The organism is Nocardia sp. PE-7, from assembly GCF_030486425.1.
Classification (GTDB): Bacteria; Actinomycetota; Actinomycetes; order Mycobacteriales; family Mycobacteriaceae; genus Nocardia; species Nocardia salmonicida_A.
Map to the genome: position 1 here is coordinate 6,045,016 of NZ_CP129614.1, position 16,106 is coordinate 6,061,121.

Annotated in this window: 20 protein-coding genes; 11 read left to right on the forward strand and 9 right to left on the reverse strand. The window is 68.0% G+C overall.

Annotated features, from left to right (window positions below; genetic code table 11):
- Positions 1-29: 29 nt before the first annotated feature.
- From QX204_RS28440 to QX204_RS28465, 6 genes are all read left to right on the forward strand, one after another.
- Positions 30-2,846: an ATP-binding protein gene (locus QX204_RS28440; RefSeq protein ID WP_301903588.1), complete on the forward strand. Its 2,817-nt coding sequence runs from the start codon at positions 30-32 to the stop codon at positions 2,844-2,846.
- Positions 2,843-3,247: a roadblock/LC7 domain-containing protein gene (locus QX204_RS28445; RefSeq protein ID WP_056813970.1), complete on the forward strand. Its 405-nt coding sequence runs from the start codon at positions 2,843-2,845 to the stop codon at positions 3,245-3,247. Before QX204_RS28440 ends, QX204_RS28445 begins: the two co-directional genes overlap by 4 nt.
- A gap of 6 nt (positions 3,248-3,253) precedes the next feature.
- Complete coding sequence (locus QX204_RS28450) at positions 3,254-3,625, forward strand: DUF742 domain-containing protein (protein WP_056813973.1); 372 nt, start codon at positions 3,254-3,256, stop codon at positions 3,623-3,625.
- Between the two features lie 4 nt (positions 3,626-3,629).
- Entirely contained in the window at positions 3,630-4,229 is a 600-nt protein-coding gene (locus QX204_RS28455; RefSeq protein ID WP_056813977.1) for a GTP-binding protein, read from the forward strand.
- Positions 4,222-4,998 carry an MHYT domain-containing protein gene (locus QX204_RS28460; RefSeq protein WP_301903589.1) on the forward strand — a complete coding sequence of 259 codons (777 nt, stop codon included), beginning with the start codon at positions 4,222-4,224 and terminating at the stop codon, positions 4,996-4,998. Before QX204_RS28455 ends, QX204_RS28460 begins: the two co-directional genes overlap by 8 nt.
- A 503-nt stretch (positions 4,999-5,501) precedes the next feature.
- The gene (locus tag QX204_RS28465) at positions 5,502-5,726 is read left to right on the forward strand and encodes a hypothetical protein (protein WP_278261368.1); all 225 of its coding nucleotides are present in this window, start codon (positions 5,502-5,504) and stop codon (positions 5,724-5,726) included.
- 175 nt (positions 5,727-5,901) lie between these two features.
- Here the strand turns inward: QX204_RS28465 and rpmF are convergent, their stop codons facing one another.
- Genes rpmF through QX204_RS28480 form a run of 3 tightly spaced genes read right to left on the reverse strand, consistent with a single transcriptional unit; the run spans position 5,902 to position 7,646 of the window.
- Positions 5,902-6,075 (reverse strand): 50S ribosomal protein L32, encoded by a 174-nt coding sequence (rpmF, locus tag QX204_RS28470; protein ID WP_301903590.1) that lies wholly within the window; start codon positions 6,073-6,075, stop codon positions 5,902-5,904.
- 3 nt (positions 6,076-6,078) lie between these two features.
- Entirely contained in the window at positions 6,079-6,345 is a 267-nt protein-coding gene (locus tag QX204_RS28475) for a type B 50S ribosomal protein L31 (protein ID WP_301903591.1), read from the reverse strand.
- Positions 6,342-7,646: a ribosome hibernation factor-recruiting GTPase MRF gene (locus tag QX204_RS28480; RefSeq protein WP_301903592.1), complete on the reverse strand. Its 1,305-nt coding sequence runs from the start codon at positions 7,644-7,646 to the stop codon at positions 6,342-6,344. The genes QX204_RS28475 and QX204_RS28480 overlap by 4 nt, the downstream gene beginning before the upstream one ends.
- 103 nt (positions 7,647-7,749) lie before the next feature.
- Here QX204_RS28480 and rpmB point away from each other — a divergent pair, with 103 nt between their 5' ends.
- The 4 genes from rpmB to rpsR are packed head-to-tail and all read left to right on the forward strand — an operon-like array spanning position 7,750 to position 8,765.
- The gene (rpmB, locus tag QX204_RS28485; RefSeq protein ID WP_301903593.1) at positions 7,750-7,986 is read left to right on the forward strand and encodes a 50S ribosomal protein L28; all 237 of its coding nucleotides are present in this window, start codon (positions 7,750-7,752) and stop codon (positions 7,984-7,986) included.
- A gap of 9 nt (positions 7,987-7,995) precedes the next feature.
- Positions 7,996-8,166, forward strand: a complete 171-nt coding sequence (gene rpmG, locus QX204_RS28490) for a 50S ribosomal protein L33 (RefSeq protein WP_056813994.1) — start codon at positions 7,996-7,998, stop codon at positions 8,164-8,166.
- Complete coding sequence (gene rpsN, locus QX204_RS28495; RefSeq protein WP_301903594.1) at positions 8,166-8,471, forward strand: 30S ribosomal protein S14; 306 nt, start codon at positions 8,166-8,168, stop codon at positions 8,469-8,471. The genes rpmG and rpsN overlap by 1 nt, the downstream gene beginning before the upstream one ends.
- Before the next feature lie 36 nt (positions 8,472-8,507).
- Positions 8,508-8,765, forward strand: a complete 258-nt coding sequence (rpsR, locus tag QX204_RS28500; protein ID WP_301903595.1) for a 30S ribosomal protein S18 — start codon at positions 8,508-8,510, stop codon at positions 8,763-8,765.
- Positions 8,766-8,823: 58 nt separating this feature from the next.
- Here the strand turns inward: rpsR and QX204_RS28505 are convergent, their stop codons facing one another.
- Complete coding sequence (locus QX204_RS28505) at positions 8,824-9,381, reverse strand: LysM peptidoglycan-binding domain-containing protein (RefSeq protein WP_301903596.1); 558 nt, start codon at positions 9,379-9,381, stop codon at positions 8,824-8,826.
- Between the two features lie 168 nt (positions 9,382-9,549).
- On the opposite strand from QX204_RS28505, the gene QX204_RS28510 reads away from it, so the two are divergent.
- A complete protein-coding gene (locus QX204_RS28510) occupies positions 9,550-9,993 on the forward strand; it encodes a hypothetical protein (protein WP_301903597.1) in 444 nt (147 codons plus the stop codon).
- A 54-nt stretch (positions 9,994-10,047) separates the two neighbouring features.
- Here QX204_RS28510 and purH read toward each other — a convergent pair whose 3' ends face one another.
- From purH to sucD, 5 genes are all read right to left on the reverse strand, one after another.
- Positions 10,048-11,613 (reverse strand): bifunctional phosphoribosylaminoimidazolecarboxamide formyltransferase/IMP cyclohydrolase, encoded by a 1,566-nt coding sequence (purH, locus tag QX204_RS28515; protein ID WP_301903598.1) that lies wholly within the window; start codon positions 11,611-11,613, stop codon positions 10,048-10,050.
- A complete protein-coding gene (gene purN, locus QX204_RS28520; protein ID WP_301908135.1) occupies positions 11,606-12,286 on the reverse strand; it encodes a phosphoribosylglycinamide formyltransferase in 681 nt (226 codons plus the stop codon). The genes purH and purN overlap by 8 nt, the downstream gene beginning before the upstream one ends.
- Before the next feature lie 36 nt (positions 12,287-12,322).
- Positions 12,323-13,840 carry a cell division protein PerM gene (locus tag QX204_RS28525; RefSeq protein ID WP_301903599.1) on the reverse strand — a complete coding sequence of 506 codons (1,518 nt, stop codon included), beginning with the start codon at positions 13,838-13,840 and terminating at the stop codon, positions 12,323-12,325.
- Between the two features lie 114 nt (positions 13,841-13,954).
- Positions 13,955-14,983, reverse strand: coding sequence for a DUF5336 domain-containing protein (locus QX204_RS28530; RefSeq protein WP_301903600.1), 1,029 nt, complete (start codon positions 14,981-14,983; stop codon positions 13,955-13,957).
- A 204-nt stretch (positions 14,984-15,187) separates the two neighbouring features.
- Positions 15,188-16,105: a succinate--CoA ligase subunit alpha gene (gene sucD, locus QX204_RS28535; protein WP_056814017.1), complete on the reverse strand. Its 918-nt coding sequence runs from the start codon at positions 16,103-16,105 to the stop codon at positions 15,188-15,190.
- Position 16,106 lies beyond the last annotated feature (1 nt).

Sequence of the window (16,106 nt, forward strand, 5' to 3'; positions counted from 1 at the left end):
ACACGTGGAAGCAGAGGCAACGCACGCGGATGGAACCTGCATCGCGCTCCTGGCAATTCAGCCTGTCCAACTGGTCGGTAACGCGCAAGGTCGGTGTGGTGCTGGTGCTGCCGGTGATGCTCGCGACCACCTTCGCCGTGCTGCGGATCAACAACGAACTGCAGACGATGACGCAGCTCGGCGCGGCGACCGAACAGGCCACCGTCATCCGACCCGTCGTCAAATTCGCCACCGCGACCGAACAACTGGCCGTGGCCGCGACAGCCAACTGGGGGGCGATCGCCGACCCACAGACCGACGCCGCGCTCACCAACTACGACCAGGCGCTCGCCGAGGTGCAGAGCGCGCTGCGCTCGGCCCGCATCGACGCCGGCGTCGCCAGTGAACTCACCGCGGCCACCACCACCGGCGCCACCCTGCGCAATACCGTGCGCGGCGGCTCCCCCGCGATGGTCGGCGAGCAGACCGACGAGATCGGCGAACGGATCGGCAACGCGCTGTCCAAGACCCCCCAGGTCGAGGACTTCATCGTGCAGCGCTACTTCCTGCAGCTGACCGCGCTGCACCAGGCCCGCCGAATTCTCACCCGCGAACGCACCCTGGTCGTCTCGCCCGAATCGGGTCGCAGTCAGAGCGCGCGGGCGAAGATGCTCGTCGAGCTCGGCTCCGAAGCGAACATGATCAAGACCTACGGGATAATCCTGCCCGAGCACGCGGGCAGCCAGGCGGCGCTGCTCGACGCGGTCCAGACCCGGATCAGCGTGTTCAGCCAGAACAACGGCGACCCGACCACCAACGCGGCGGTGCTCAATACGCTGCAGGTCAGCGCCGACACCTACGCCTCCACCATCTCCGCGCTGCTCGACAAGATCGACAGCACCCTCGACAGCAATACCGCCACGGCCCAGACCGGCGCCCTGCGCGAGACCACCCTGGTGCTCGGCATGCTGCTGGCCGGGCTCGCGCTCGCCCTCGCCGTGGCCCGCACCCTGGTGGTGCCGGTGCGCAGGCTGCGTCGTGACGCGCTCGAAGTGGCGCACGTGAAGCTGCCCGACGAACTGGCCGTGGTCCGCAGCGGCGGCGCCACGCCGGAGATCACGCCGGTGGGTGTGCATTCCACCGACGAGATCGGCCAGCTTGCCCGTGCCGTCGACGAGATCCACGAGCAGGCCCTGAATCTGGCAGGCGACCAGGCCCGCCTTCGCCTGCAGATCGGCAACATGTTCGAGACGCTGTCGCGGCGCAGCCAGTCGCTGGTGGAACAGCAACTCGCGCTCATCGAGGAACTCGAGCACGACGAGGACAACCCCTCGCGCCTGCAGACCCTGTTCCGCCTCGACCACCTCGCCACCCGCATGCGCCGCAACGGCGACAACCTGCTCGTGCTCGCGGGCACCGTGCTGCGCCGCGGCCACCTGCCGCCGGTGCCGCTGTCTGACATGCTGTGGAGCGCGGTCTCGCAGGTGGAGGACTACCAGCGCGTCGAGATCGGCAATGTGCCCGACGGTGTCGTCGCCGGTGAGTCCGCGGTCGATATCGAGCACCTGCTCGCCGAGCTCATCGACAACGCGCTGCGCTATTCCCCGCCGAGCACGTCGGTGGCGGTCATCGTCGGCCGGGCGGTCGACAGCGGCTACCTGATCGAGATCACCGACCGCGGCCTCGGCATGTCGGCCGACGATCTGCAGACGACCAACGACCGGCTGGCCTCCGGTGGTGAGGTCACCATCGAAACTGCCCGCCGCATGGGTCTTTTCGTGGTCGGCAGGCTCGCCAAGCGCCACACCATCACCGTGAGCCTGCGCCGTACCAGCGGTGCCGCGCCGCAGCCCGGCATCACTGCCAGCGTGCATCTGCCCAGCGCGCTCGTCGCGCCGTCACCGCCGGTGTCGTCGGGTCCGCCGACCGGGCCGAACCCGATCATGCCCGCCGGAATCGGCCCGTACGCACTGACTCCGGCCGATATCACCGGACCGAATCCGATCATGCCGACCGGACCGCGTCCCTTGGTGTCGCTGGACGCGGTGACCGATCTCGATCTGCCCGCTTCCCCGCTGCCCGGGCCCGCGATCTTCACGCCGTCGGGTCCGAGTCCACTCGTCCCGACCAACGGCGTGGGCACGTCCCACTCCTCGCTCACCAATGTCGGCCTTCCGCAACGTATTCCGGCCGCGGTACCGGCACCCCCACCGGAACCGGTCCGCGTCGACCCCGACGACGACGCGACGCCGGTAGGCATGTGGGCCGAGCACGATCACGACTCCGACGACGATCTCCCGGGGTCCGCCGATCCCCCCACGGTCACCGACTCGCTGCCCTTCGGCCTGCCGCAGCGCGTGCCCGCGAGCGCGCTGGCCGAGCTCGCCGCTCAGTCCGCACCCGCCGCGCCACCGAAACCGGACCCGGAGCCGGAACCAGAGCCCGAGCCGAAGCCGGTGTCGCGATCCATCGACACCGACCCGTTGCCGACGACGAGCACCCGCTTGCAGCCTGTCTCCGGCCCGGCGCCGACCCCGATCTACCAGCGGATGGTCTCGGAGTGGCTCGTCGAACCGGCTTCCGCCGGTACCGAATCCGACAGCGGCAACGGCGCGTCGTGGAGCGCCCCCGGCGACGCGGGCTGGACGGCCGCCGCCGAGGCGGACCACCCGCCCACGTCCTCGCGAACGAGCGGCGGCCTGCCGATCCGCAAGCCGGGCGCTCAGCTCGTCCCCGGTGGGCTCACCCCCGCGGAGGAGGCGGGCGATCGCGACCCGGAGGAGATTCGCAACAACCTGACCCGACATCTCAGCGGCGTCCGTAGCGGCCGTGCCGAGATCCAGCACAACGACGGAGGCCTCGAATGAGCAACGCGCACCCCACAGACGAGAATCTGAACTGGTTGGTCGCCCGCTTCACCCGCGACGTACCCGGCGTCTCGCACGCGGTGCTCGTCTCGGCCGACGGACTGCTCCAAGCGACCAGTCCTCATCTACCCGCGGACCGCGCCGAGCAATTGGCCGCGGTCACCGCCGGTCTGGCGAGCCTGTCGATGGGTGCGGCGCACCTGTTCGACGGCGGCAAAGTGATGCAGTCGATCGTGGAGATGCAGCGTGGATACCTGCTGGTGATGAGCGTCGGAAACGGTTCGCACCTGGCCGTTCTCGCCAACAAGAGCCACGACATCGGCCGTATCGGCTACGAGATGGCGTTGCTCGTCGACCGGGTGGGCTCGGCGGTTACCGCCACCGCCCGCTCCGCCGGCTGAGGTGAGATGTCGAGCCCTTACGGATCCGATCACCGGCCGACGACGCGAGTCAGGCCCTATGCCCTGACCTCCGGCCGCACCGAGCCCGCGATCGCACTGCCGTTGGAAGCAGTCGTCGAGACGGTCTCTTATACAGCGCACAACGACTGGTCCGCAGGCGATTTGCGGATCGAAATCGTGCGTCTTGCCACACATCGGCTTTCTGTCGTCGAGATTGCCGCATACCTTGGACGCCCACTGGGTATGGTCCGGGTGATGATCGGCGATCTCGTAGTGGGCGGGATTCTTCGAGTGCATTCGACGCTGACCGAACAGGCGAGCTACGACGAACGCCGATCACTGATGGAGAGGACTTTGCGTGGACTCCGTGGCCTCTGATGGCATGCGCCCGCCGGCAACAGAACAACGCGTTGCATCGACCAAGATCGTCGTTGCCGGCGGATTCGGCGCCGGTAAAACGACTTTCGTCGGTGCGGTGTCGGAGATCGTGCCGTTGCGCACCGAGGCGATGGTGACCCATTTCTCCGATGGCATCGACGACCTCGCCGAGACGCCGGAAAAAGAAACCACCACCGTAGCCATGGACTTCGGCCGCATCGTGCTGCCCGGAAACCTGGTGCTCTACCTGTTCGGCACGCCGGGCCAGAAGCGCTTCTGGTTCATGTGGGACGACCTGATCCGTGGCGCCATCGGCGCGGTGGTGCTGATCGATACCCGTAGGCTCGAAGACAGTTTCGCCGCCGTGGACTTCTTCGAGGCGCGCGGACTGCCGTTCCTGATCGCGGTGAACCGCTTCCCCAACGCCCCCCGCTTCCCCATCGCCGAACTGCGCGAAGCGCTCTCGGTGCGCGAGGGTATCCCGATCGTCGATATCGATGCGCGCAACGCCGTCGAGGTCCGTCAGGCACTGGCGGCGGTGACCGAATACGCCATTGCCCAACTCGAGCCGCAGCAGTTCGAAGGAGCGGGCAGGCGTGCTTGATGTGCTCGCCGCGACCGGTGCCGAAACCTTCGCGCACGGCACCGGTATCGCGTGGCTCGCATTGGATCTTTCGGCACTCGGGGCGCTGGTGTCGTTCGCCTGCGTCCGGCACGCGAAGTACTCGATCCGGTTCCGGCTGATCTGGCTGACGATGGCCGCGGTCTCGCTCGGCGGGGTCGGGCTGTGGCTGGCGAATTCGGTCGCGCTGCTCGCGATGCGGGTGAACGACAGCACCGTGCGGTACAACGTCGCGCTCGGTGCGGCGGCGCTGGCCATCGCGGTGGTCGGCGTGCTCGCCGGATTGCTGATCAGCGGCCGGACCACGCAGGTGCCGCGGCTGATCATCGGCGGACTGACGATGGGATTGAGCGTCGGACTGTCGACCTACCTGACCCTGGACGCGCTCGCCGTGCAGGGCACCGTCGAGGAATCGCTGAGCCTCATCGGGGTATCGGTACTGGTGTCGATGGCACTGTGCACCGCCACGCTGTGGGTGGCGCAGGTGGTCCGGCGGGTACCGGTGCGGGTGTTGGTGTCGGTGCTGTTCGCGCTCGGCGTCGCCGCGGTGTATTACACGGCGCTCGCCGCACTGAAGTTCTCGATCGATCCAGCGGTCCGGACACCGGACGGAATGCCGCTGTTCGACCTGGTGTTCCCGATGTTCGTGATCGGTGCGCTAGGCCTGACGGTCCCGATCACCGCGGTGCTGGTGGCCCCGGATCGGCGCGACGTCGCCGCCCAGGCGCGCCAGCCCATTCCGGCCCGCTGAGGCCAACCAGCTAACGTCCGGTTTGTCGGAATCTTTCCGGTCTTCCGCCCCGCTGATCGAAGCGCTCGCGACCTGCGGTGAATCACCGCGAAAACCGCCCCTGAAGTGGCGATGAGCGGGTTCCCCTGACTCGGAGAACCCGCCCTCGTGCACGAGAGTACATACCCGCGAGGGACTCCGCATCAGTGGTTCGGGAATTTTCTTGTGGCGAAAAACAAACCAGGAGTTGGTAATTCGATTCACAGCAAATATTCCGCTAGCCCTCCGGGGCGTCCGCGCCAAGTGGCGCGCATCACACCGTTAACGGGGCAGTTGCCCCACCCCTCCGGCAAGGCCGTGAACAGGCACAACAGTGTCGGGGTAAGACCCCTGAACAGGCGGGCACGCGGAACATCCCGCCGACCCCCCGGAAGCTCACCACGCGATGCGCCAACCGAGTTATGGTCGCTGAAGGGCGCATTCGTCTCGCCCAGCCCATACAAGGTTCGTTCGAAGGAGTTCGCATGGCCGTAAACGTGGTGCTCGACAAAGTCCTCGACAAGGAATTCGAGAACAAGACGCTCGCCGAAATTCTCGCCGCTCCCCCGTCGGCGCTGGCCGGCCTCACCGAGGCGCACGACAAGCAGCTGCTCGAGGCGCTGAAGATCAAGACCATCGCCGACCTCGGCAACAACAAGTTCTTCCAGCTCGCCGCGACCCTGGTGGAACTCGCCGAACGCGAAGGCTGAATCTTCTAGCGGCCGGCGCCGCGGGGTTTGCGGCCCCCGGTTGCCTCGAATCCGAGGGGCGAGACTGCGGCTGCGCCGTTCCGTCTCGCCCCTCGGATCCGAGGCTGGCCGCAAACCCAGGACGGTAGTGCGACGGCGGCCTGTCAGGGGGTTCCTGACGGCCGTCGTCGTTGTTTCAGAGTCGGGCGGGGTCGATCATGCCCTTGCGTACGGCGCTGACGATGCGGCGCGGCACTCGGTACTCGACACCGCCGACGGTCACCGGGACCAGTTGTGGCACTTCCGCTTTCCACTGCGAGCGCCTGCTTCGGGTGTTGGAGCGTGACATCCTCCGCTTGGGAACCGCCATGATTCAGCCTTCCTTGCCTGCGCGCGAGCGCTTTCCGTACTTGCGCTCGAACTTCTCGACCCGGCCCTGGGTGTCGAGGTTGCGGGCGGTGCCCGTCCAGAACGGGTGCGAATCCGACGTCACGTCGACCGTCATGAGCGGATAGGTGTTCCCATCGGTCCATTCGATCGTCCGGTCGCTGTTCGCGGTCGACCTGGTCAGGAACTGTTTCCCGGTGCTCGCGTCCTCGAACACGACGGGATGGTAGTCGGGGTGGATGCCCGGTTTCATGCTGTTTCTCCTCTCGGATTGGTGCGCTCGCTCGCCGAAGCCGTTGCCTCGGTGGGGTCGGCGCAGGGATCTTCGTGCCAGTCGCCGAAGGGGTCCTCCCACAACGCGACTCGTTCGGGGGCCCGCTCGACGAGCATCAGCTCGTCGTCCTCGACCAGCGCCCAGTGCAGGGCATGGCGGATCTCCACGGGGTCCGCGTCGTGGGCCAGGATCACCAGCGACACATCGCGATCGCCGAACCGCTCGTCCCAGCCCAGCGCGGCCATCGCCCGTCGATCGGGGTCGACGGCAACCTGTTCCTCGACGCTCATCGCGTCCAGCCAGCGCCCTGCCCCACCGACGCGCAGGCCGCCGCCCGCCGACTCGAGCCACACCACGTGATCGGGCTGGGTCGCCAACCAGACCCGGCCACGAGCGGTGACAACGCCGTCGAGCAGAACGTCGAGCGCCTCGTGCAGCCGCTGGGGGTGAAACGGCCTACGCGCGGCGAACTCGACGATCGAGACACCGCAGTCGGTGCTCAGCGGCGGCTGTCCACGCAGCAGCGGCGCGTGCGCGTCGAAGATCCTGCCTCGGCGCGAATCAGCGGGCACGCGGGTCAGCAAGGCGCCGATCTCCATCGCATCGAAGCCGGGTAATTCGTCGAGCCAGGCGATCGGCGCCGCGGGCGCCAGCCGGTCGAGCACCGCCCCGAGGCGTTCGCGATCGAGCGCGTCGACTCCCGCGGCGAGGACCACCAACGCGTCGGCGAAGTCGACCTGCCCGACCGCCACCTGCGCCACGGTGCGTTCGTCGTCGGCGGAGGCCAGGCCCCGATCGGCCAGCACCTCGTCACCGGTGGCATCGGCCAGCCACTGCTGACCGTCGAGGCAGGTGAGCACCGACTCGATTCGCACGGAACGCCCGGCGGGCCCGTCGACGCGATCGGCGACTCCGGTCACCACGACATTCGCGATCGCGTGACACAGTGCCTCGGCCTCGATGCCGGGATCCAGCGCGAGCACGATGCGTTCGACATGGTCGCGCGTGGCGAGCGTGCACAGCATCGGCAGCAGATCGGCGCGCAGCGTGCACGAGACGCATCCGTGCGCGAGTTCGAGCACCGTGGTGCTCACGTTGCCCGCGGTCCGCACCGTGCGGCGCACCACGCCTTCACGAAGTTCGGCGAGGTCGTGATGCACCACCACGGTGCCCGCGTCCGCGCTCAACGTCTCCGCGATGTGTTCGACGCCGCCCATGGCGGGTCCCGAGAAGCCGGCCAGCAGCACCACGGGCGTTCTCCGGTCCGACTGGTCAAGCACCCGATACCCCTTTCGACAATGATTTTCATTTACTCCAGCGCGACTGTACAGTGCGGAATAATCGTTGTCGAAAATGGTTGTCATAACCATGGAAGGAGGTCGCATGTCGGCCCACTGCCAGGTCACCGGTCGCAAGCCCGGCTTCGGAAAAGCTGTCTCGCACTCGCACCGGCGCACCAGCCGACGCTGGAACCCCAACATCCAGCACAAGACCTACTACCTGCCCAGCGAGGGCCGCCGCATCACGCTGACGGTCTCTACCAAGGGCATCAAGACCATCGACCGCGACGGGATCGAGGCTGTGGTGGCCCGCATCCGCGCTCGTGGGGACAAGATCTAGGAGCTGAACATGGCCTCGAAATCGACCGATATCCGGCCGATCGTCAAGCTGAAGTCCACCGCCGACACCGGCTTCACCTACGTCACCCGCAAGAACCGCCGCAACGACCCCGACCGGCTGGTCCTGCGCAAATACGACCCCGTCGTGCGCCGCCACGTCGACTTCCGCGAGGAGCGCTGATGGCCAAGAAGTCCAAGATCGCCCGCAACGAACAGCGGCGCGAGGTCGTCGAACGGTTCGCCGCCCGTCGCGCCGAGCTCAAGGAGATCATCCGCAAGCCCAGCACCGGTGAGCCCGAGCGCGCCGCCGCACAGGCCGAACTGCGCAACCAGCCACGCAATGCCAGTCCGGTACGATTGCGTAATCGGGACGCTGCTGACGGCCGCCCACGCGGCTATCTCCGCAAATTCGGCCTCTCCCGTGTTCGCGTGCGCGAGATGGCCCACCGGGGCGAACTTCCGGGGGTCCACAAATCGAGCTGGTAGAGACTCCCCAAACTGATTCGTGAGAAGGAATATCCCATGGCAGTGAAGCGAGCACCGTCCAAGAAGGCCCGGGCAGACCAGGGCCGCAAGCCGAAGAAGAATCCGCTGATCGCCGCGGGCATCGAGTACGTCGACTACAAAGACGTCAACCTGCTGCGCACCTTCATCTCCGATCGCGGCAAGATCCGTAGCCGCCGCGTCACCGGCCTGACCCCGCGGCAGCAGCGTCAGGTCGCCGTCGCGGTGAAGAACGCGCGCGAGATGGCGCTGCTGCCGTTCACCACGACCAAGTAGCGCCGTGAACACGAGAATGGCCCCGAAGCTGTTGCCTCGGGGCCACTTTCGTGTGTGACTACGGGATGGTGAGTACCTGACCAGGGTTGATGAGGTCCGGGTTGTCGATGCCGGAGGCCGCGGCGATCTCGTGGTAGCGGTTGCCGTCACCGTAGAAGCGCTCGGAGATGGCCCACAGAGTGTCGCCCGACTCGACCGTGTAGGTCTGCGCGGCCGGCGGCGGCGGGACCTCTTCGGCGATCGGAGCGGCGGCGACCGGCTCGGGAGCGGGCAGCGGGTTGTCGGTGTCGGTGGCGGTGGACCACGCGACCGAACCGTCGGTGCCGTAGAGCACCACGTTGCGGTCAGGCTGCACGACCAGCTTCTCGACGCTCTTCCCACTGGTGTCGGTCGCCCAGATCCGCGCACCGCCACCGCTGTAGACGACGAGGTCGCCGTCGTGCTGCAGAGCCGCGCGCTGCGCGTCCTGCCCATGCGTCATGGCGGCCCAGACGACGTTGCCGTCGGGCTCACTCAGCACCAGGTTGCCGTCCGGCTGCAGAGTCAGGGTGTACGCACCGCCGGTCAGGGACTGACCCAGACCCAGTTCTTCGCCTACGCGCAGCGTGTCGGCCACGTTGTTCCTTTCGAAGATCGCCAATTGCAGAGCCCAACAGTAGATGCCGACCGATTGCCACAGTTCCGCATCCCAGCCGAATCTAGTCCCCGCGGCGGGGAAATGCAGGGGTTATGCGCAGGGTTCGCGGAAAGTTCACAGTAGGCGGTGCCGTCTAGGGTTGGCAGCATGAGAACGATGTCGCGCTACACCGTCGCGGCGGCAGCCGTGGCCGTGCTGATCGCACCCCTCACCGCCTGCGGTTCCTCCGATGATGCTGCGCCCCAACCGGATACGTCGGCCACCAACAGCCGGCCCGAGGACCCGAATCCCGGCATCGGCCTGCCCTTCACCGCGGATCCCGCCCTCGTCAACCCGCACCCGATCCCCTTCACATCCTGGAATCGACTGAGCGACAACACGATCAGCGTCAACTTCCAGACCGGCAACCCCGAGTGCTACGCCGTGGACGCCACCGTCACCGAAACCCCCGAGGCGGTCACCGTCGCGCTGCGCTCCGGGACGCGAGCGGACTCCGTGAACAAGATGTGCACCATGAACGCCGTCTTCGCCACCCTGGCCATCCCCCTGAGCTCCCCACTGGGCACCCGCGAGGTACTCGACGCCGGATAACCGAAAACGGGTGCCGCACCGAGGATTCGGCGCGGCACCCGTTCGGGTGTCGACTCAGTGAGCGAAGTGGCGAGCGCCTGTCAGGTACAGCGTCACGCCTGCTTGCTTGCAGAGTTCGATGGTGTCCTTGTCGCGGATCGAACCGCCCGGCTGCACGATCGCGCGAACGCCCGCGGCCACCAGGATCTCCGGCCCGTCCGAGAACGGGAAGAAGGCATCGGAAGCGGCGACGGAGCCCTTCGCGCGCTCACCCGCGCGCTCGACAGCGAGCTTGCAGGAGTCCACGCGGTTGACCTGCCCCATGCCGACGCCGACCGCGGCGCCGTCCTCGGCGAGCAGGATCGCGTTCGACTTCACCGAACGGCATGCGCGCCAGGCGAATTCGAGATCGGCGAGGGTGGTGACGTCGGCCGGGTCGCCCGCCGCGAGGGTCCAGTTGACCGGATCGTCGCCCGCGGCGTCGAGGACGTCGCGGTCCTGCAGCAGCGCACCGCCGCTGATCGGACGCAGCTCGACGCCCTTGCGCTGCGGCGCCTGGGCCACCAGCACGCGCACATTCTTCTTGCGCTGCAACACTTCCACGGCACCGGGCGCGTACCCCGGAGCGATGATCACCTCGGTGAAGATCTCGGCGACCTGCTCGGCCATCTCGACGCTGACCTCACGGTTGGCCGCGATCACGCCACCGTAGGCACTGACCGGGTCGGTGGCATGTGCCTTGCGATGCGCCTCGGCGATATCGCCCGCCACGGCGATGCCACACGGGTTGGCGTGCTTGATCACCGCCACCGCGGGCTCGTCGAAGTCGAACGCGGCCCGCCAGGCGGCGTCACCGTCGGTGTAGTTGTTGTACGACATCTCCTTGCCGTGCAGCTGCTCGGCCTGCGCGATCCCGACCGTGCCGTCGTTGCTGGTGTACAGCGCGGCGGCCTGGTGCGGGTTCTCGCCGTAGCGCAGCACCGCGGCGCGCTCCCACGAACCGGCGACCCAGCCGGGGAACTGCTCGGTCTCCTCGGCGACGGCGGGTACGGCGACCGAACCCATCCAGCTCGCGACGGCCACGTCGTAGCTCGCGGTGTGCTGGAAGGCCTTGGCGGCCAGCGCGGTCCGCTCGGCGAGGGAGAACCCGCCGGACTTCACCGCGGCGAGCACGTCGTCGTAGTCGGTGACGTCGACGACCACACCCACCGACGGGTGGTTCTTCGCCGCGGCACGCACCATCGACGGTCCGCCGATGTCGATCTGCTCGACGCACTCGTCGACGCTCGCGCCGCTGGCCACGGTCTGGGTGAACGGGTACAGGTTCACCACCACCAGCTGGAACGCCTCGACACCGAGCTCGACGAGCTGATCGACATGCTCGGCGCGACGGGTGTCGGCCAGGATGCCCGCGTGCACACGGGGGTGCAGCGTCTTGACCCGGCCGTCGAGGGTCTCCGGGAATCCGGTCAGATCCTCGACCTTGGTGACCGGAATCCCGGCCTCGGCGATCTTGCCCGCGGTCGACCCGGTCGACACCAGCTCCACACCGGCCGCGTGCAGGCCGGTGGCGAGCTCGATGAGCCCGGTCTTGTCGTAGACGCTCACCAGCGCCCTCTGGATCGCCTTACGTTCACTCACCGGCGTGCTCGCTCACTGGTATTTCTGCCTTTCGTCCGTCGGAGACAATGCCTCGCGTCGCGACGGCGGCGATGACCTCCGCCAGTAACCGTCGCTCGACAACCTTGATGCGCTCCTGCAACGTGTCCTCGTCGTCGCCGGGCTCCACCGCGACCGTCTCCTGCGCGAGGATCGGGCCGGTATCGACGCCCGCGTCGACCAGGTGCACGGTGCAGCCGGTGACCTTCACGCCGTAGGCGAGCGCGTCACGCACCCCGTGCGCGCCGGGGAACGACGGCAGCAGCGCGGGATGGGTGTTGATGAGCCGGCCGCCGAAGCGTTCCATGAACGCCGGGCCGAGGATCTTCATGAAGCCCGCTAGGACCACCAGATCGGGCTTGTGCGCGTCGACGGCCTCGGTGAGGGCGACGTTCCAGGCTTCGCGATCCGGAAAATCTTTGAGCCCCACCTTGAAGTGCGGCACCCCCGCCGCATCGGCGTGGGCGGTGGCCCGGCAATCCCGATCGACGCCGACGGCGACGATCTGCGCCGGGTAGCCGGGCTCGCGTGCGGCGGCCAGCAGTGCGTTGAGCAGCGAGCCGGTGCCCGAGGCCAGAACGACGACGGTGGCCGGTGTTCTGGCGGGCTTCCACGGGGCAAACGAGGACGTCAGCGCTCTACTCCTGCGTGTGATCGGGCGGCGGCGATGGCGATAGGCGCCGGGTCGAGCTTAGCGACCGGGGGTCTCGTCACCGTCCGGCAGGTCCGACTCGACCACTTCGACGTCGACGATGTCGTCGGTCGGCGTGTCGGTCGAGCCGGGTGCGGCGATGCTCACCTCGACGTCGTCATCGAAGTCTTCGACCAGTTCGCCGTCGACTTCGACTGCGGGATCGTCGTATTCGACAGCGTCCTCGTCGTCGTCGGCATCCTCGTCGTCCTCGTAGTCGTACTCGTCCTCGTCGTCGTAGTAGTCGTCGTCCTCGTAGTCGTCGGCGTCGTATTCGTCGTAGACCTCGGTCGGCGCGGCGGGCGCGAGGAAGCGACGGGCGAACACCATGCCGACGAAGCCGCCGAAGCCGAACCAGGTGACCATCAGCACGACCAGCATCAGTAGATCGACGCCGACCCACCCGATGGCGCCGAGCTGACCGCTGCCGAGGATCGCGAGCACCAGGAACGTCAGTGTGGACAGCCCGGCGCAGGTGAGGGTCGCCCACGGCGCGCCGGGCCGATCGTCGCTGGTACGGCCGAGTTCGATTCCGCCGAGCACCCCGACGGCGAGCGGGACCAGCAGCAGCGCCGCCCACCACCCGGACGCGGGCCCCTCCGGCACGGGAATCAGCGCGGGCAGCACCGGCATGTGTCCGCCGGTGACCCCGAACAGACCCACCGACCCGGCGCCGAACAGCACCGCGGCACCGCTGAGGATCCCCGCCGCGCCGATCACCACATTCGGCAGGTAGAGCAGGGACAGCAACGTCATCCCCAGCACATCGGTGAAATTGTGGGCCTGCTGGAAGGCGCCGTCGAGCCGGGACAGATGGACGAAGAAGGAGATCACGGTGGCCAGTGCGGCGCAGCCGAGCATGCGGAGCACGGTGCGACGTGCGGCGCGCGCGCCGAGGACCGCCCATTCCGGGATCTCGACCGGCACCAGCGCGCACAGCGAACTCCACGCCCGACTGCCGATCCCGGCGGCCGCCGCGACCAGATACAGCACGAGCACCCAGCCGAAGGCCGCGATCGGACCGGACGATTCCAGCGGCGTGACGCCCGCGGCGTCGCCGGTGACGGCGAGGCAGACAGCCGTCATCAGCAGCGGTCCGGCCAGCACCGCACCGGTCAACCAGCCCAGCTCGATCGGGGTCGGCCGGTTCGGGACCGCACGCGCGCATTCGCGCGCGGCGAGCCAGACCAGCACGGCCGTCGGTACCAGCGGGAGCAGGCCGAGCGTTGTCCTGCCGACCGTGAGCGGAACCTGGTGGGCGGCGAGCCACGTAGCGGCGACCGCGGCGGGCGCGCTGGTGAGATCGGTGCCGGTGGTGAGCATGACCACGAGTACGAGCAGCACCGTCGCCGCCAACGCGGTGATCGTCGGCCTCGCCGCGACCAACAGCAGGGTTCGCGCCCGCTCGGGCGAGAGCGACCACCAACCGGGCTCGGGCCCGGACGGTGGTGCGGTGACTGTCTCCCCGATGCCGCGTGACCCGGAGGTCCGGCGCACGAGGGCGTTACGGGAGCTCATGACAATTCAGCGTGGCAGCTTCCTCGGCGGCCGGGGGTCAGGCGCGCCGCGAGCCCACAGGCGTACCTGTGGGCTCGCGATCGAACCTGAACCACCGTGCGGCAGCCGTCGGTTCTACTTGTTGTCTTCGTTCGGACGGAACGCGGTGGTCGCGTCGGCCGCCGGATCGGCGGTCTGCTCGCCACCGAACGGCTGCGGCTGACCCGGCGACGACGGCTGCGCACCATAGGTCGGCGCACCGAACGGCTGGCCCTGCTGCTGCCCACCGAAGGTCTGCGTGGCGCTCTCGTCGGGACGCGGCTGTGCCTGCGGCGCCGAACCATACGGCGAGGGCTGCTGCTGCGGCTGCGGGGCACCGTACTGCTGGCCGTACGGCGACTGCTGCGGCTGACCGTAGGCCTGCTGACCCGGCTGGCCGTAGGACGGCTGCTGCGCCTGCGGCACCGACGGCTGGCTCTGCTGGCCGTACGGCGACGGCGACTGCGTCGGGTACTGGCCACCGGTCTGGGCCTGGCCGTAACCGGTCTGACCGTACTGCTGGGCGCCGGTCTGGCCGTAGCCCTGCTGGCCGCCGTAACCCTGCTGACCGTACTGGCCGTACTGGCCCGGCTGCTGTTGCGGCTGAGCCGGTTTCGGCGCGGGCACCTTGACGATCCCCAGCCCGAACAGCAGCGCCAGCACCAGCAGCACCGCGACGACGAACGAGAACGCGGCGACGACGAACGCGCCCCACTGCAGTTCCACGCCCTCGCCCACGCTGATCAGCGAGACGACGACACCGAGGAACGAGGCCACCGCGAGCGCTGCGGCGACACCGAGGACATTCTGCTTGGGCAGCAGCGACAGCCCGGCGAGCAAGGCAGCGGCCAGGATGAGCGTCGCGATCGCGCCGTTGCTGGACTCGAACATGCTGCCGGTCGAGGTCTCACGCAGCGCGGTGAAGCCGACATAGGGTGCGAAGCCGAAAAGGAAGGTGACGACGCCGAGTCCGGCTGCGGCCGCGGTCAGAATGAACGGCAGCCCTTTGCCTTCCGAGCCGGTCGCGGTCGATGGCGCAGCCGCGGCGGCTCCGGTACTCGGGCCCTGGGGCGCGGCGGGTGTCACGGGTGCGTTGTACCCGGAGCCCCCGGTCGGGTATGACATGTCTCGTCGTCTCCTTGTCGAGTCGTGCGCATCGGTCGCGTCGAACTGACTGGTGCCTGATCCGATACCTGACGCTACTGCACGCCACGGCCCCGGTCATCACCAACCGATGCAGGCTGTGGATAAACCACTACCTGTGGATGAATCGACGAAGGCCGCCCAGGTTAAACCTGAAAGCGGCCTTCGACAGTGTGAGATTTCAGATCACGCAGAAGCGATCGACGCCTTCTCCAAGATCTCGCGAGCGAGCGCGGCGGTGGCGGACGGCGTCTTGCCGACCTTCACGCCAGCGGCCTCGAGCGCGTCCTGCTTGGCCTGCGCGGTACCGCCACCACTGGAGACGATGGCGCCGGCGTGGCCCATGGTCTTGCCCTCGGGCGCGGTGAAACCGGCGACGTAGCCGACGACCGGCTTGGTCACGTTGGCCTTGATGTAGGCGGCCGCACGCTCTTCGGCGTCGCCGCCGATCTCGCCGATCATGACGATGATCTTGGTCTCGGGGTCCTTCTCGAACGCCTCGATGGCGTCGATGTGGGTGGTGCCGATAACCGGGTCGCCGCCGATGCCGATCGCGGTCGAGAAACCGAAATCGCGCAGCTCGTACATCATCTGGTAGGTCAGGGTGCCCGACTTCGATACCAGGCCGATCGGGCCCTTGCCGGTGATGTTGTTCGGGGTGATGCCGACCAGCGCCTCGCCGGGGGTGATGATGCCGGGGCAGTTCGGGCCGATGATCCGGGTCTTCTCGCCCTTTTCGACGTTGTAGGCCCACGCGTAGGCGGAGTCCTGCACCGGGATGCCCTCGGTGATGACCACGAGCAGCGGGATCTCCGCGTCGATGGCCTCGATGATGGCGTCCTTGGAGAAGGCGGGCGGCACGAACGCGATGGAGGTGTCGGCGCCGGTCTTCTCGATCGCCTCGGCGACGGAGGCGAACACGGGCAGCTCGATCTCGTTGCCGTCTTTGTCGGTGTGCTTGACCGTGGTCCCGGCCTTGCGCGCGTTCACGCCGCCGACGACGTTGGTGCCCGCCTTCAGCATCAGCGCGGTGTGCTTGGTGCCCTCGCCGCCGGTGATGCCCTGGACGATGACCTTGTTGTCCTTGTTCAGGAAGATGGACATG

What these genes read in the sequence shown, in the direction of transcription:
- rpmG (WP_056813994.1), top strand. Translation starts at nt 7,996, where the DNA reads ATGGCCTCGAAATCGACCGATATCCGGCCGATCGTCAAGCTGAAGTCC.
- QX204_RS28465 (WP_278261368.1), top strand. Translation starts at nt 5,502, where the DNA reads ATGGCCGTAAACGTGGTGCTCGACAAAGTCCTCGACAAGGAATTCGAG.
- QX204_RS28455 (WP_056813977.1), top strand. Translation starts at nt 3,630, where the DNA reads ATGCGCCCGCCGGCAACAGAACAACGCGTTGCATCGACCAAGATCGTC.
- QX204_RS28475 (WP_301903591.1), bottom strand. Translation starts at nt 6,345, where the DNA reads ATGAAACCGGGCATCCACCCCGACTACCATCCCGTCGTGTTCGAGGAC.
- QX204_RS28510 (WP_301903597.1), top strand. Translation starts at nt 9,550, where the DNA reads ATGAGAACGATGTCGCGCTACACCGTCGCGGCGGCAGCCGTGGCCGTG.
- rpmB (WP_301903593.1), top strand. Translation starts at nt 7,750, where the DNA reads ATGTCGGCCCACTGCCAGGTCACCGGTCGCAAGCCCGGCTTCGGAAAA.
- rpmF (WP_301903590.1), bottom strand. Translation starts at nt 6,075, where the DNA reads ATGGCGGTTCCCAAGCGGAGGATGTCACGCTCCAACACCCGAAGCAGG.
- rpsN (WP_301903594.1), top strand. Translation starts at nt 8,166, where the DNA reads ATGGCCAAGAAGTCCAAGATCGCCCGCAACGAACAGCGGCGCGAGGTC.
- rpsR (WP_301903595.1), top strand. Translation starts at nt 8,508, where the DNA reads ATGGCAGTGAAGCGAGCACCGTCCAAGAAGGCCCGGGCAGACCAGGGC.
- QX204_RS28525 (WP_301903599.1), bottom strand. Translation starts at nt 13,840, where the DNA reads ATGAGCTCCCGTAACGCCCTCGTGCGCCGGACCTCCGGGTCACGCGGC.
- QX204_RS28450 (WP_056813973.1), top strand. Translation starts at nt 3,254, where the DNA reads ATGTCGAGCCCTTACGGATCCGATCACCGGCCGACGACGCGAGTCAGG.
- QX204_RS28530 (WP_301903600.1), bottom strand. Translation starts at nt 14,983, where the DNA reads ATGTCATACCCGACCGGGGGCTCCGGGTACAACGCACCCGTGACACCC.
- QX204_RS28445 (WP_056813970.1), top strand. Translation starts at nt 2,843, where the DNA reads ATGAGCAACGCGCACCCCACAGACGAGAATCTGAACTGGTTGGTCGCC.
- sucD (WP_056814017.1), bottom strand. Translation starts at nt 16,105, where the DNA reads ATGTCCATCTTCCTGAACAAGGACAACAAGGTCATCGTCCAGGGCATC.
- QX204_RS28440 (WP_301903588.1), top strand. Translation starts at nt 30, where the DNA reads ATGGAACCTGCATCGCGCTCCTGGCAATTCAGCCTGTCCAACTGGTCG.